14 protein-coding genes are annotated in these 14,903 nt (G+C 34.5%); 7 read left to right on the top strand and 7 right to left on the bottom strand.

Translation table 11 applies throughout. The annotated features are described in order from the left end of the window. Window positions 1–54 precede the first annotated feature (54 nt). The 3 genes from FG384_RS08025 to FG384_RS08035 all read right to left on the bottom strand — a co-directional run bounded on the left by FG384_RS08025 (window position 55) and on the right by FG384_RS08035 (window position 1,854). A complete protein-coding gene (locus FG384_RS08025; protein WP_142642074.1) occupies window positions 55–732 on the bottom strand; it encodes a DUF2306 domain-containing protein in 678 nt (225 codons plus the stop codon). A 21-nt stretch (window positions 733–753) separates the two neighbouring features. Further along, on the bottom strand, window positions 754–1,365 hold the full coding sequence (locus FG384_RS08030) for a TetR/AcrR family transcriptional regulator (RefSeq protein ID WP_166462408.1): 612 nt from the start codon (window positions 1,363–1,365) through the stop codon (window positions 754–756). Window positions 1,366–1,530: 165 nt separating this feature from the next. Continuing rightward, window positions 1,531–1,854 (bottom strand): YflT domain-containing protein, encoded by a 324-nt coding sequence (locus FG384_RS08035; protein WP_142642076.1) that lies wholly within the window; start codon window positions 1,852–1,854, stop codon window positions 1,531–1,533. A gap of 111 nt (window positions 1,855–1,965) precedes the next feature. Here FG384_RS08035 and FG384_RS08040 point away from each other — a divergent pair, with 111 nt between their 5' ends. Beyond that, window positions 1,966–2,496, top strand: coding sequence for a flavin reductase family protein (locus tag FG384_RS08040; protein WP_240793372.1), 531 nt, complete (start codon window positions 1,966–1,968; stop codon window positions 2,494–2,496). Window positions 2,497–3,398: 902 nt separating this feature from the next. On the opposite strand, the gene FG384_RS08045 is transcribed toward FG384_RS08040, so the two are convergent. Beyond that, window positions 3,399–4,136, bottom strand: a complete 738-nt coding sequence (locus tag FG384_RS08045; protein WP_142642077.1) for a metallophosphoesterase family protein — start codon at window positions 4,134–4,136, stop codon at window positions 3,399–3,401. A 40-nt stretch (window positions 4,137–4,176) separates the two neighbouring features. After that, entirely contained in the window at window positions 4,177–4,866 is a 690-nt protein-coding gene (locus FG384_RS08050; protein WP_142642078.1) for a TVP38/TMEM64 family protein, read from the bottom strand. Between the two features lie 115 nt (window positions 4,867–4,981). Here FG384_RS08050 and FG384_RS08055 point away from each other — a divergent pair, with 115 nt between their 5' ends. Together FG384_RS08055 and FG384_RS08060 are read left to right on the top strand one after the other, a co-directional pair. Continuing rightward, the gene (locus FG384_RS08055; RefSeq protein WP_142642079.1) at window positions 4,982–5,656 is read left to right on the top strand and encodes a YdeI/OmpD-associated family protein; all 675 of its coding nucleotides are present in this window, start codon (window positions 4,982–4,984) and stop codon (window positions 5,654–5,656) included. Then, a complete protein-coding gene (locus tag FG384_RS08060) occupies window positions 5,657–6,388 on the top strand; it encodes a class I SAM-dependent methyltransferase (RefSeq protein WP_142642080.1) in 732 nt (243 codons plus the stop codon). A gap of 32 nt (window positions 6,389–6,420) precedes the next feature. On the opposite strand, the gene FG384_RS08065 is transcribed toward FG384_RS08060, so the two are convergent. Beyond that, window positions 6,421–7,236: a DUF2785 domain-containing protein gene (locus FG384_RS08065; RefSeq protein WP_142642081.1), complete on the bottom strand. Its 816-nt coding sequence runs from the start codon at window positions 7,234–7,236 to the stop codon at window positions 6,421–6,423. A gap of 170 nt (window positions 7,237–7,406) precedes the next feature. On the opposite strand from FG384_RS08065, the gene dacB reads away from it, so the two are divergent. From dacB to FG384_RS08085, 4 genes are all read left to right on the top strand, one after another. Next, window positions 7,407–8,900 (top strand): D-alanyl-D-alanine carboxypeptidase/D-alanyl-D-alanine endopeptidase, encoded by a 1,494-nt coding sequence (gene dacB, locus FG384_RS08070; protein ID WP_240793373.1) that lies wholly within the window; start codon window positions 7,407–7,409, stop codon window positions 8,898–8,900. 88 nt (window positions 8,901–8,988) lie between these two features. Beyond that, entirely contained in the window at window positions 8,989–9,561 is a 573-nt protein-coding gene (locus FG384_RS08075) for a TetR/AcrR family transcriptional regulator (RefSeq protein WP_142642082.1), read from the top strand. Window positions 9,562–9,665: 104 nt separating this feature from the next. Beyond that, window positions 9,666–11,759 (top strand): MMPL family transporter, encoded by a 2,094-nt coding sequence (locus tag FG384_RS08080; protein ID WP_142642083.1) that lies wholly within the window; start codon window positions 9,666–9,668, stop codon window positions 11,757–11,759. Window positions 11,760–12,072: 313 nt separating this feature from the next. Then, the gene (locus FG384_RS08085) at window positions 12,073–13,809 is read left to right on the top strand and encodes a methyl-accepting chemotaxis protein (RefSeq protein WP_142642084.1); all 1,737 of its coding nucleotides are present in this window, start codon (window positions 12,073–12,075) and stop codon (window positions 13,807–13,809) included. Between the two features lie 76 nt (window positions 13,810–13,885). Here the strand turns inward: FG384_RS08085 and FG384_RS08090 are convergent, their stop codons facing one another. Then, complete coding sequence (locus tag FG384_RS08090) at window positions 13,886–14,614, bottom strand: polysaccharide deacetylase family protein (protein WP_142642085.1); 729 nt, start codon at window positions 14,612–14,614, stop codon at window positions 13,886–13,888. Window positions 14,615–14,903 lie beyond the last annotated feature (289 nt).

Genomic DNA, 14,903 nt, shown 5'->3' on the forward strand with positions numbered 1-14,903 from the left:
ACTTAACTTTTTATATCTAAAATATTTTGGTGACAAGTATACCAGCTGATAGTTTCATAGTTCAGGATCTAGTTGTCCTTTTGCATTACTGTTATGCATCACTTTAGCATGACTTTTATTTAGCTTTTGTTGAATAAATAACTCTGCAATGATAATATTTGGCACCCAAGCTAACCATGCGATAATAGCATAACTAAGTTCGAAATTCTCTATACCAAACAGCAATACAAACAAAGGTAACCAAATTCTCAATGTGACAGCTGCAAAGGTTAACGAGTAATTTCTTATCATCCACTTTTGATGGTCAAGAATTTTCTTCTCTTTAACTCTAGCAAGAGCTTGATATGCAGATATCAACCAAAATATAGATAATAGGGTAAAACCAAGCTTTCCAGCTAATCCACCTGTAGCATGCAATGCTAGATAAAAGCCTGAAATACTACCGAATAAAATACCAATTAAATAAATTTTTCCTAAATTTTTATGAAGATTAAAATTCTTTTCTCTAAAATTTGTAGATAATGTATAAGGACCAATTACTAATGCCACTACACTTGCTGCAACATGAATAAATAGCATGATATACCAGAACGTACTCAACTTTGAGAGAAACATAAGTTTCATTTGAACAAACCCTGCTTGATTTGCATCCATAATAAAATATTGGGAAATTGAATAACCAGCGACTCCAATCGCTAAAACAGTAAAGACAAACCAAATTTTTTTATTCATAATTCTATCTCCTTCTGAAGTTTAGATTTTGAGTCCCTGAATAATTGTTTGGATATGAAATTGAATTAGTCGATCTTGTTCCCCCCAATTAAATTGTGGGAAAGCAATTAATAGAGATGTAAGACCGTGCAAACTTGCCCAAATCGTATTGCTTACATAAATATCAGGTTGTTCCAACTCATAGTTATTCACGACAAAAGCATTTTCCTGAATTAAATCTTTTACAACTTCGTTTAGTAAAAGAAATCCATTGTACCTATTACTATGTGTTATTAAAAGTGTGTTCATTTCCATATTCATCGTGAAAATGATGTTATAGTAATCTGGTTGTTTCAAACCAAAATGTATGTAGGCTTCACACATTTTAAAAAGCCTAACTTCATATGAATTGTTAAGAGAACTATCATATGCGAGCTTTAGGTCATCATAAAATAGGTTATATCCTTCTTCTAATAAATTTAGTAAAATTTCTTCTTTATTTTTAAAGTAAATATAAATTGCAGTAGGTGAATACCCAATCTTATTTGCTATTTTCCTCATGGACACATTTTGATAACCTTCTTCTAAAAATAAATGACGCGCAGCGTTTATAATTTCTTTTTTTATTTCCGAAGACTCCTTCTTTCGTCGCACATAAATCACTCCTTATTTAAGTTAACAGCGTTAACTTAACACTGTTAATATAGTGTGTATTGGAAATAATGTCAATTAATTTATTTTTTTGGGCGTAAAATTATTTTGAAATATAAATAAAAAATCCCATTCCGCTAAGTAGGGAATGGGATTTGCTAAACGTATTTATTTTTTATGTGCGATTATTATCAACTTACCTTGATCGAGTTCCTGTTCAGCAGCTGCTGCTTCTTCTTTCGATAAACCAGTTGCTTCCATTTTGCTTCGGAGTTTGTCTCCACGCGACGTGAACATATTTTTCATCGATTCAAGGAAGCCTTGTTCTATCATACCAACATCCTTCGTATCTAATGCGTCGTTAATATCGTCTGCTCTCTCTTTGAAGTGTGCGAAAATATGAATATGGTCTCGTGAATATCCCTGAGTTTCTAATTTCTCAATTTCTTGCTTCGCTTGTACGGCATTTTCTACAGTTAATTTGACTGTCATTAAAAATCCCTCCAGTTTTGTGATACAACTATCTTTACCCGCAATGAAATGATTTAAACAAAATGAGTCAGTAAAGAATTACAAAGTGTGAAAGAATAGGGTGAGTTTGTTATGCTTAAAAGAAAAAGAATGGAAGTTGTTCATATGGAAAGTAAAGTAGAACAAATAGCAAGCTTTAAGGCTACAATGGGAAATTATCCTACAGGTGTTACTGTTGTAACAGCGTTCAATCAAAAAGGGGAACCAATGGGACTGACAGTAAACTCCTTTGCATCGGTTTCTTTAGAACCATTGCTAATTTTGTGGTCTATTGATAAACGAGTATTTTCTTATGACGAATTTTTAAAGGTAGACAAATTTACTGTGAACATTCTAGCTGCTGATCAAGGAGATCTATGTACTTTATTTTCCAGCAAAGTAGAAGATCGGTTCAGTCAATGTGAATGGAAGAAGTCAGAACTTAATTTACCAGTGCTCTCTAATACTTTAGCAACTTTACAATGTAGGGTATTTAGCCAAATAGATGCTGGTGATCACACGACGATGATTGGTGAAGTTCTACATATTCAGAATAACGATAAGGAACCTTTGTTGTACCATCGTAGAACGATTGGAGCTATACCAGAAGAGTTTTATAATTAATTAAATACTTCAAAAAAAGATGTACTTCAAATTGGACTTCCTTTCAGTATGTAGATAAAGTAAGATTTCGAAGGTGCCATTTCAGACTATAGACAAACTCAAAGACATTTAAGTTTATCTGCAGTTTTTTATTTTGCATTGTCAACTTTTTGAATTCATTGATTGATTTTCTAGCATCGTAATCTGTTCATTGTAGAGGAGGGCAATGACTCCTGTGGGAGTTGCTTGAGTCTTGGACAATGGAGGGGGAATAGAGAGGGTACTGAAAAATTGTCTGTTTTTTAAGATAAATACTTTTTTTATTTCTAGAAATTCGTTGAAAAAGGCGACACTCCTGCGAGAATAGCGTTAGTCGAAGACCCCGCAGCAAAGCGAGGCCGCTGAAAAACTCTATTACGAATTTATTCATGATAAATATTTGATGTGACTATATTGCACACTATAGGATTTAGTACGGCGGCGTGAGACTCCTGTGGGAAAGCGAGACAGCCGAGACCCCGCACGAAGCGTAGCGCAGGAGGAGGCTCGGCGCTCGCCCACGGAAAGGGAACAGAGCCGTGATAAATCCAGTTTGAAAGTCTTTTTTGCGGAGCTTTCCGGGAGAGCAGATATTTATCAAAAAAATTATGAGAAATTCAGTTTTTCAGTGGCCTCCGGAAAGGGAGCCGTTTCAACGATTTTCTTATTAATTGGACTACTGGATAACCCATCTGGCATGGTCGATTTTATAGATGCCCTCGAGTATAGAGCCCGAAGCGGTTCAAGCAACGCCAGCGGAAAGCTCCGGAAAACCTAATATACCCCTTTATAGAAATAAAAAGACTGTAGAAAATTGTTTTTTGAGAGTTTATCTACAGTATGAAAGGATGTCCAATAAAAATGACATCCTTTCAGAACCACTTTCATTCACCAATATAAAATAGCTTAAACATGATTTCTCTTTGTGGTACATTGAACGTTTCAAACCTTTTTAAGAATGAGGCTTTGTCATAAGTAACGTGGTGTAAACTAATAATTGGTTTAGCATTTGAGAAATCAATAATTCCATAAGGTGCAGTGTCTCCTTTGGATACACCAAGTGATCCTGGATTCAAATATATTTGACGTTCGTTTTGAAAAAAGTGCTCTGGATGATGATGTCCAAAAAAAATAATATGTGCAGGATAGTTACCAAACATTTTTTCCATGTTCTCCAATGTTGGATCTAAAATGGTAAAAAAAGGTTTATCTTTAATGTGTACATTACGTTTTTCTTCTTCCATGTGATAGTGTATTCCTACCATACGAGTACCGTTTATAGTTTTTTCAATCACTCGTGGCAGTTCTTTTAACTTATTGATGTTTTCTGTGGATAATTGTTTTGCAACCCATACATGGTGTTCACGTGTATGCTTATAGTCATCTGGATGTCCTTCTCCATCAATAAGTGACAAGATTGCTTCATCATGATTTCCAGTAATCATCTGAACATCTTGCCGTGAAAAGAGTAAATCGAGTACTTCGTTCGTATCTGGTCCCATTGCAATCATATCTCCCAGACACCAAATTTCTTCTATATCTCCGAGGTCATCAATTTCTTGAAGTACCGCTTTTAGTGCTAACTCGTTACCGTGAACATCCGTAATGATAGCGTATTTCACCTATCCTTCACTCCTAAATTCTATTCATTAAATGAGAAAGCTAATCCAAGGTATCTGCCTTGATAGAGGAAGCTTTTCTTTTATTTCTTACCATTTTAAATAAATAATAAATTAAAACTCCTCCTAAAACGACGATCCAAATAACGTATTCATTCAAATCAGCTTTTAAAATTCCTGCTGGTATGAGGGCAAGTAGAAAAAAATAAAGGAAATTTCCGATTGCGGTAGCAAGAAGGAAGTTTTTCAATTGAACAGTACTAAGGCCTGCAAGTATATTAACAATGCTAGTTGGTACAAAAGGAAAAATCCTTGCTTGAAATACATAAGCGAAACCATTCTTATTTACTTTTTCGATTAACTTATCGCTAAATTTTTCGATAATGACGTCTTGAAAAATGTATCGAGCTCCGTAAAATACAATAGTGGAAGATAGGATACTTGTTATCCAACTCCATAAAAAACCATTAACAAAACCAAATAACGAAATGTTAATAGTAATAACTAATATGAGTGGAAAAACCGTAAATGAATTTTGAATAAGCATAACGAAAAACATGAAAAGAAAAGAATAGATCATATTATTTTTTAAAAATGTACGAATTGCTTTTACATCTCGATCAAGGAGTAACATAATAAGTTCTTGATTAAATATAAAAAATAAAACGAGAAATAGAAGCACACTCCATAGAAACCATTGCTTTTTCGTGAAAGAATTAATAACTGTTTTCATTAGCCACCGTGCTTTCTAATAGTTCTATACTTATTATTAATCAATCTAAGCATTTTGTAAAAAATAAACTAAATTGTTATTCTATTAATAAAACATGGGAAATGGAGGGAGTATTTTGAATTCAACTAAAACAATCATTGAGAAGTTAAATCTTACAAAGTATAACAGGAAGCTAATTCTTCATATGCCTGAGAATTGTAAAGACTTCGAAGAAATTTCATTTGATATGAGCATTCAAGATAGTAAATATGATCTTTTAATTATATTCGTTTTTAATTTAAACGATTATGCAAATTATTTAAAAGAAGTCATCGATAAACAATTAATTGAAAAAAACGGTTATCTATACTTTGCCTATCCTAAAAAGAATAATCCATCTTATAAGGAATATATTGATCGTGACGATATGATCAATCATATTGCCCCTGATGATGAGGGATATGTATTTGGTAGTGACTTGAAATTTTCTAGAATGGTTAGTATGGATGTTACTTTCACAGTAGTTGGATTTAAACTTAACCAAAAGAAAAAGACATCCAATTCAGCAAGTAGTCAATGTGTGGACGACTATATTGACAATGTAAAAGATATTATTATGTATTTAAAGTGTAATGAGAAATTACTTAATTTTTTTAATCAATTGACTCCCGGTTATCAAAAAGATTGGGCTCGTTATGTGTATAGTGCGAAAAGGGAGGAAACGCAACAAAAACGATTACTGGAAATGGAAACTATTCTTGGAGAAGGATATAAATCGAAGGATTTGTATAGAAGAAGAGGGGAAGTATAAATGGAATATAAAGGTGCGAGTGCGTACGACCAATCGGAATTTTTCTCAAATTATATGAAAAGGAGAGGGAGACAAGACAGTCCGAATAATGCCATTGAAGGACCTATAATGTTTGAACTTATAGAGGATGTCCTAGATAAGGAAATTTTAGATTTAGGTTGTGGAGATGCATTATTTGGGAAAGAGTTACTAAGTAGAGGTGCGAAGCATTATTCTGGAGTAGAAGGATCTAATCAAATGGCTACTGCAGCGAAAGTAAATATTTCTAGTTTGAATGGAACAATTCATCTAGCCTCAATGGAGGATTTTCATTATCCAGCAAACTCATTTGATATTGTTACATCAAGATTTGCCATCCATTACATAGAGGACATCCAAAAATTATTCCACAACGTACACAACACATTAAATGAAAATGGTAAGTTCGTATTCAGTGTTCAACACCCCCTTACGACTGCTTCTTTTGAGAGTAAGAAGTCGGGAGATAGACGTGAGAATTGGATAGTTGACGACTACTTTCTAGACGGAGAGCGTAAAGAACGATGGATTGATGAAGTAGTTGTAAAATATCACCGAACGATAGAGCAGTACTTTCGAGCGCTAACAAAAGTTGGTTTTCAAATAGTGGATTTACGAGAGGGTACCCCAAAACGAGAACATTTCAGTAGTGAAGAAGAATTTAAAAGAAGACAAAGAATTCCTTTAGTGTTGGCGTTTTCTTGTGTGAAATAGGGAAGGGGTTATAGAAACCTCTCCCTATTTGTTTAATAAATCTGTTGAATAGTCAATTGTTGTATTTTATTTTGTAAGAAAGGTTGGATATCTTCTTTTACTAGTAAAAAGTAAGAAGACTTTAAAAAGTTTTTAAATGCCAACTTTGCGTAATATGGCTGTAGTTCTCCATTTGCATTTGTATATCTTTCTGAGAGGGATTGTTCAAGCTGCAACAGCCACTCATTAATGGAATCTTCATTAAGATGGTGCTTTGTTAATGTAACAAATGCTCGTGCTAAGCGTTCTTCCTCATCATCTTGATAACCATTAGCAATTGTGAGGAATCGAGAAACATGTTGAAGAACTTTTAGCGCATCTTCTTCGTTTGCAACTGGATGTTTTATAATAGAATCTAACAAATCAGCACCATGAGCTGTGGCATGTGCCCAACCTTTATGTTCTACATATCCTCTTAAATCGGTTTCTTTCTCCATATAATTATGGGTAGCATCGATAACATTTCGAACAATATTTGAGTCAACTATATGGTTTGTTGCGTCATATTCTAATACTGCTGCAAAGACAAGTACAGTGAATGAGCGAGTAAAGACGGAATCTGTTGTAGGTTTCTCAATATTGAGCATCACCAATCGATTATCCAAAAGTTTTTTCAAGATATACTCTAACTGGAAATTATTTAGACTATTATTAAATATTAATTTGCTAAAAGCTCTATATATTAGTTTATCCCTAAGAACAGGATCGATTGAGCCTATATTTTCAATCATTTCATCTAAGAATTCTTCAGAAACAAGTTTTACTTCTCCTGTAATAATGCTATGTAACTTTTCTTTGAAATTTTCCATTCTGTTCTCCTTTAGTCATGTAACTTAAATTCAATTAATTAATGACAGCATATTCCATAAAATGAAAAAAGTCTATTAAAGATTTTTATAAGAACATTATAAATGACAGTATTATCTAATAATTCCGTGCTAAACTAGTAGTATCTAATTTACAAAATAGGAGGTACAGCGTGAATAATTGGGAGAAATTATTGGTAAGTGCGATGGCAGTTTTTATGATAAGCGGAACCGTCTTTATTCCTGTTGCAGAAAATTCAACTGTTGAAGCATCCTCTTCTTATTCGGGTCTGAAAAATTCCGTTAATAGTATAATGTCCGATATTAGAATGCAAAATGCTACGTCCAGTATAATGATTCGTAAAGCTTCAACTGGTGAGGTTATTTATCAATACTACCCAGACAGAAGTATTACGCCGGCCTCTTCTTTAAAGCTTTTAACGGGTGCGGCTGCTCTAGACACTTTGGGAGAAAATTATCGTTTTACTACTGCAGTACTTACAGATGGTAAAGTGAAAAATGGTACGCTAAATGGAAATTTGTATTTACGTGGTCAAGGAGACCCGACATTACTAAAAAGTCACTTTGATAATTTTGCAGATGGATTAGTGAAGCAAGGTGTAAAACGAGTTACGGGAAATCTAATTGGGGATGATACATGGTATGACGCCGTTCGTTTGTCAGCGGGAATATTAGAGGAGGATGAGCCTTATTACTACGCCGCACCAATTTCTGCACTGACATTTTCACCGAATGGTGATTTTGATGCGGGATCTGTAATTGTGGAAGCAACCCCATCAGCTAATGGGAAAGTTACAAAGGTGACACTAACTCCTGCTACAAATGTTTTGCAAGTCGTCAATCAATCCAAGACAGTTCCAAAGGGAAACAAAAATACATTGAAAATTACACGTCAAGTTGGTACAAATAAAGTTATCATTACTGGAAACTCTCCGATAGGTACTTCTGGAAAGAAAGAGTGGATTTCAGTTACGGATCCTACTCTTTATGCTCTAGACGTTTTCAAAAAATCATTAGGCGAAAAAGGTATTACATTTTCCACTTATTCAAAATTTATTCAAGGAAAAACCCCTAAGAATGCTCATGCATTAGTATCAAGAAAATCAATGCCTCTGAAAGATTTAATCATTCCTTTTATGAAGTTAAGTAATAATACGCATGCGGAAATGCTGGCAAAAGAGATGGGCAAAGTGAAATATGGTAAAGGAAGCTGGGACGCAGGTTTAAAAGTAATGCGAGAGTTTGTCGATTCGAATGGATTAGACATAGCAAAATGGAAATTTGAGGATGCATCAGGAATTTCATATTCCAATAAAATTACTTCTAGCCAGTTGTCCCAATTACTATATGTTGTACGTAAAGAACCATGGTATAACACATATATGAATAGTCTTCCAATTGCAGGAGTATCCGATAGATTTATTGGAGGAACACTTAGAAACCGCTTAAATACAGCCCCAGCAAAAGGGAATATCATGGCTAAAACAGGTAGTTTAGAGCATATTAGATCACTTGCAGGCTATGCAAAAACGAAGGATGGCGAAACGCTCATCTTCACAATCTTAACGGAAAATGCCAAAACAAGTACTATACCAGTGATTGACCAAATTGCCACAGCTATTACGAACTCTAGTTCAAGACATTGAAAGTATTGATAGACTAGTTTGAATCTTTAGTGTTTTATGTAGGGTAGGCACTATATATTATACTAGGGTGAGTAATGAGGTGATTAGAATGGCTCGGGAACGGAAATTTACTGATGAGCAATTATTTACTGCGACCAAAGAAATGATTATTAACGATGGTTATGAAGTTTTTACGTTCAGTAGATTGGCCACTATTCTAAATGTTTCAAGAGGCAGCATTTATAAATATTATGAAAATAAAGATGAACTCATATCTGAATTTTTAATGTATGAGATGAATCGCTTTTTAAAAGAGTTTTCTAGTTTGGAGAAAGGCTCTGATTTTAAGACTCAGTTCGATCAATTAATCGATTTCATTTTTCAGCATAGTAATATTCATCAAGTGCTAGAAGTGATTAATCAAATTCCAGTGAATAATACAAAAAGGGTTACTAACAACAAATCCATATTAAGTGAATATTATATTGAGATGTATAAGCAATTCCAAAGCTTTATTGATTTAGGTAGGAAAGAGAATGTCGTTAAAAGTAATTTACCTTCGGCGGTTTTATTGGGAATGATTTTTCAAACGATTGCAATACCAAATCACTTTAATATTCCTCAAAATGAATGGATTGCTTCCATAAAAGAAGTGCTAGGTTATGGAATGTTCAATCAATAATAATTGACATAACTGTCACTTTGCAGATAATGTGTATGACAGTTATGTTTTTTTTATTCAAAGTGACACAAATGTCACTTTACTAAAATAAGGAGAGTGAAAAAATGAAAAATGTTTTACGTCATGTCACGGATTTTGTATCTACGAAAAAAGGTATGTGGATAACACTAGGAGTTTGGTTAGTAATAACTCTATTACTAGCTCTCTTTGCTCCAAATGCAAGTGAATATAAAGTGTCGGGTGTAGCTTCCTTACCTGAAAAAGCAAAATCAGTAATAGCTGAAGAGAATATTGACGAGCATTTTAAAGATGCGGAAAGTCTACCTGGAATTCTAGTGCTCCAATCGAAAAAAGGTGATATTAATACCGATTTATTAGGAGAAGCACTAGATGAAGTGAGCGCTGCTAACATCCATGGTTTAAAAGAATTAATCCCATTTAGTAGCCTTCCTCCACAAGCGGTTGCCGGATTTTTCTCTGAAGATAAAGGAACAGTAGTAATACCATTATCATTTAATCCATCAATCGATACAAAAGACTTAGAAGTAAGTTTAGAAAATGTAAAATCCATTGTTTCTGATCACACGGATATGACAGTATACATGACTGGTCCGGCAGGAATTGCAGTTGATACAATAAATTTATTTTCCAGAGCAGACATCGTTTTATTGCTTTCTACAGTAGGACTTATTTTGGTTTTACTTATCGTTATTTATCGGTCTCCACTCCTTGCACTAATCCCGCTTGTCGCTGCGGCATTTGTTTACGAAGTGGTTAACCAACTATTAGGCTTGTTAGGAAAAGGTGGATTAGAGCTAGCGAGCCAATCTACATCTATTATGTCGATTTTGTTATTTGCTGCAACGATTGACTATTCGTTATTTGTTTTCTCACGATACCGTGAAGAACTGAAAAACCATGAAAGTAAATTCGATGCGATGAAGTGGGCAATGCGTGAAACGGGAATACCTGTGTTTTTTGCTGGAGGTACTGTACTCGCTGCTATGCTAGTATTGTTTTTTGCTAATTTTGGTGATTATCGTAACTTTGCACCGATTTTCGGAACAACGATGTTAGTTATAATGTTTGCATCTGTTACGTTAATACCAGCATTGTTTACACTGTTCGGAAGAAAATCATTCTGGCCTAAAATTCCGAAGTTTGGAGAGACAGAAGTAAAAACGAATACGATATGGAATAAAATCGGTTCTTTTGTTGTAAAGAAACCAATTATTTCTGCGTTATCGATTTTACTCATTTTAGTTATATCTGCACTAAATATGTTCAATCTTAAATATGAATTTGATACGATTAAATCTTTCCCAGATGATATGCCTTCTAGAGAAGGATATGAAATAATCGAACAAAAATTTGAAAAAGGGGATCTAGCCCCAACTACTGTACTATTTGAAACTAAGATTCAAATTACTCCTGAAGTTCAAAAAAGTTTAATGGATCAGCTTTCTAAACAAGACTTAGTAAGCAGTGTTCGTCCAGTTGGTATTTCGGAAGATGGGCTTGCCATGCAATATCAATTAACTTTTGAAGAAAGTCCTTATTCTATTGAATCAATGGATGCATTAGAGAAGATGATAGAGAACTCTAAAAGTATCGTAAAAGATAGTGAGGTTGAAGGAAGTCTTTACTTTGCCGGAGAAACAGCGAACAAAGTGGATGATCGAACGATTAATAATAGAGACTTACTAATTATAGTAATACTAGAGACGATATTAATCTTTGTAATGTTAATATTCTTGACGAAGTCTGTTAAAATGCCAATCTATATGATGGGTACAATATTGTTATCTTTTTTAGCAGCTGTTGGTCTAGGGATGTTCCTATGTAGCTTTTTCTTTGATATTGATACAATCAGTAACCGAGTTCCTTTGTATTCATTCGTTTTCTTAGTAGCACTTGGAATCGATTATAATATCATTTTAATTTCTAGATTTCTAGAAGAACGTAAAAAGCATACTGTTAAAGAAGCAGTACAAATTGCAGTTGCTAATACAGGTGGAGTGATTTCTTCAGCAGGCATATTACTTGCCGCTACTTTTGCAGTATTAATGACACAACCAATCCAAATCTTATTTGTCTTCGGCTTTATTGTGGCTGTAGGGATAATTTTAGACACGTTCTTAATTCGTGGTGTTTTACTTCCAGCATTAATCGTGTTGTTAGAAAAAGATAACAAATAATAAAACGCTTGGTAACAGGTCTTACCTGTACCAAGCGTTTTTCATTCCCCCAAATACGGATATTACAAGAATGTTACTGGTGCCTGGCACCAGTAACATTATTGTAATACTCATCCACTTCATCGGAATAGGTCTAAAGGCTATGTGGTAAAAAAGCGGTTGAGAAAAAATGGTAGTACAGTGATTTTTATCTACTGTTTATTCAATGTTTATATAGTTGTATATCAAATTGAAAGACTATTCTACCGATATTAAATTGTAAGTATTTTTATACAAATATTTTGGGGAAATTATTAGGGAGAAGGGGTAAAGGATGAAAAGAAAATCATTAAGCACAAAAATGGCATTAATCCTTATTACTGTCATGTTATGCTTGTTTGTAGCAGTTTCCGCATTATTCACGATGAGTACTCTAAAAACTGTTCAAGATTCGATTAGAAGTCAAGCGGTAACAACAGCGGATTACTTAGCGAGCAAAGTAGACGGGGATAAATACAAGGAATTTATAGAAAAACCAGTGGAAAGTGATACATATTGGGAATTGCGTGATCATCTAATAAATGCATTAGATAGTACGGGTGTGCTTTATCTGTATACACTTAAAGCAGATGTAAACTCAGTTGAAATAATGATCGATGGTTATCCAAAGGGTACCGAGGGCGCAGCAACCATTGGGCAAAAAACAACTGGAACCACTTATGAGGATGTAAGTGCGGTTTTAGAAGGTGAGTCAGTCAGTACGAAGGTTATTAATGATCCTGAATTTGGAAGATATTTATCGGCGTTTTCACCAATTAAAGACAGTAATGGTGATATAGTAGGGATTTTGGCAGTTGATATTGCAGCGGAGAATGTAGTTGGAATTCAGAATAGTCTGCTTAAAACTACTATTCCTATTGTTGCACTTATCTTTCTTGTTATTATTCTAGTTCTTTCAGCAATATTTTTCATATATACAAAAAGAACATTGGCTCCACTTGGCATTGTCAGCGAGGCATTAGGGGATTTTGCAGAAGGTAAATGGACAGTGGCTTCCAAAAAAGTGGATAGTATTAAACTAAAATCAAATAATGAAATTTCAGCATTGGCTAAATCATTTATGGCTTCTTACGAGCGATTAAGCGCAGTTATGAAGGAAATGACTAACCATTCTACTCAAGTATTAAAATCATCAACTCAGCTTTTTCAAACGATTGAAAAAACAATGGATACCAATCGTGTCATCAATGCAAACATGGTTGAGTTAGCAGAGGGAAGTGCAAAATCATTACAAAATAGTGAAGAGTCTGTTACAGCTTTAGAAGAGATGTCAATTGGCATTCAAAAGATTGCAGATTCTGGAAATGATATGTCGAACACCTCAAATGAAGTGACTTCTTTTATAGGCAAGGGGTATGAAGAATCGAAGCGGGTTGTTGAACAAATTAAAGAAGTTCAAAAAATGGTTCATCAAACTGGTGGAAAAGTAGAAGAGTTAAGTGGTCAATCTAAACAAATCCAGGAAATCACGAATGTGATGACAGGTATAGCCGAGCAAACAAATCTTCTAGCACTGAATGCTGCAATTGAAGCTGCGCGAGCTGGTGAATCAGGAAAAGGTTTTGCCGTTGTTGCGGATGAAGTTAGAAGATTAGCAGAGCAATCAAAACAATCAGCAGAAGAAATACGAACACTTATTGAAAACTTTGAGCATGTAACGGATGAAGTTAGTAGCGTAATGGCTGCAACATCTTCAAAAGTTACAGAAGGTACAAAAGCAGTACAAGAAATTGGACAAATGTTAGAACAGATTGTCCAAACGATCAGTCATATAAATGTAGAAATTCAAGATACTTCAGCAGTTACAGAAGAAATGTCGGCAGGTTCAGAGCAAATCCTTGCGGCGTTTGAAAATATTAAAGCATTCGCGCGTGATGCCGCTACTCAAACTATAGAAGTAGCAAGTTCTACAGAAGAGCAAACAAATGCAATGGGATCATTGGAAAAAATGAGTGATGAACTGCAAAAGGTTGCCCATTCATTAAGTAAGCTTATTGATAAATTTGAATAAGCGACAGTAGGAGTAATAAGGAAAGAGCAAGCCATATTAATATTTGGGTTGCTCTTTTTTTTGGTGGATCCAGACTTTAGTGTTTCACACTCGTACTATTTATTTCTAAGAGCTCAGAAACGGTAACAAACTTATACCCTTGCTCTTTTAGCTCAGGGAGTATTTCCTCCAACGCTTTCACTGTTTGAGAACGATCTCCACCAGCATCGTGAAATAAAACAATATCACCAGGTTTAGCACCAGATATTACTCGCGATACAATTTTATTTACCCCTGGAGTTTTCCAGTCCTCAGTATCTTGGTGCCAAGACCACATAATTACTTTATATCCATTTTGGACGGCAGTATTTATAATACGGTCGTTATAAGTTCCTCCAACTGGGCGATAAAACAATGGATATGTTCCAGTAATATCATGGATAATTTCATTCGTCTTTTTTAATTCCTCAGTAAGTTTTTCAGGAGTAATTTTATATGGATGAGAATACGTATGATTTGCTATTTCATGACCTTCTTGACCTATTTGAAGAATTAAATCAGGCAATTTTTCTGCTCGTTCACCTATAACAAAAAATGTTGCTTTCGCATCGTATTCAGAAAGTAAATCTAAAATTTGTGGGGTATATGTGGAATGAGGCCCATCATCAAACGTTAGTGCTATAACTTTTTCCTCCGTTTTAATCTCCCAAAGTACATATCCTTTTTTTTCATAATAAGGTCTGCCTCTATCCATTGCAGAAGATGCATAAGCGATACAGAAAAATATAAGAATAAATATACCGACTTTCAATAATAATGATTTCATAAAGAATTCCTCCTAGCCTTACTCATTTGGCGGAAGTTTTAAATGCCTTTTATCATTGAAATTATTGTTCACCGATGCACATTGAAATATACCGAAGTATTTTGAGTAAATGTCTCGTGGCTAACGCGGAATAGAGTATTATGTAAAAAAAGGAATTTTCTCCAAGTAAGACGTTTTCAACCAGAAATAAACAAAAAACGCCTGGAACAGGACAACAGCCCATAACCAAGCGAAGCGATTTGTTACTGGTGCCAGGCACCAGTAATACCAGGCAACAGTAATAAATTTG

The sequence above is a fragment of the Psychrobacillus vulpis genome (assembly GCF_006861825.1).
GTDB lineage: Bacteria > Bacillota > Bacilli > Bacillales_A > Planococcaceae > Psychrobacillus > Psychrobacillus vulpis.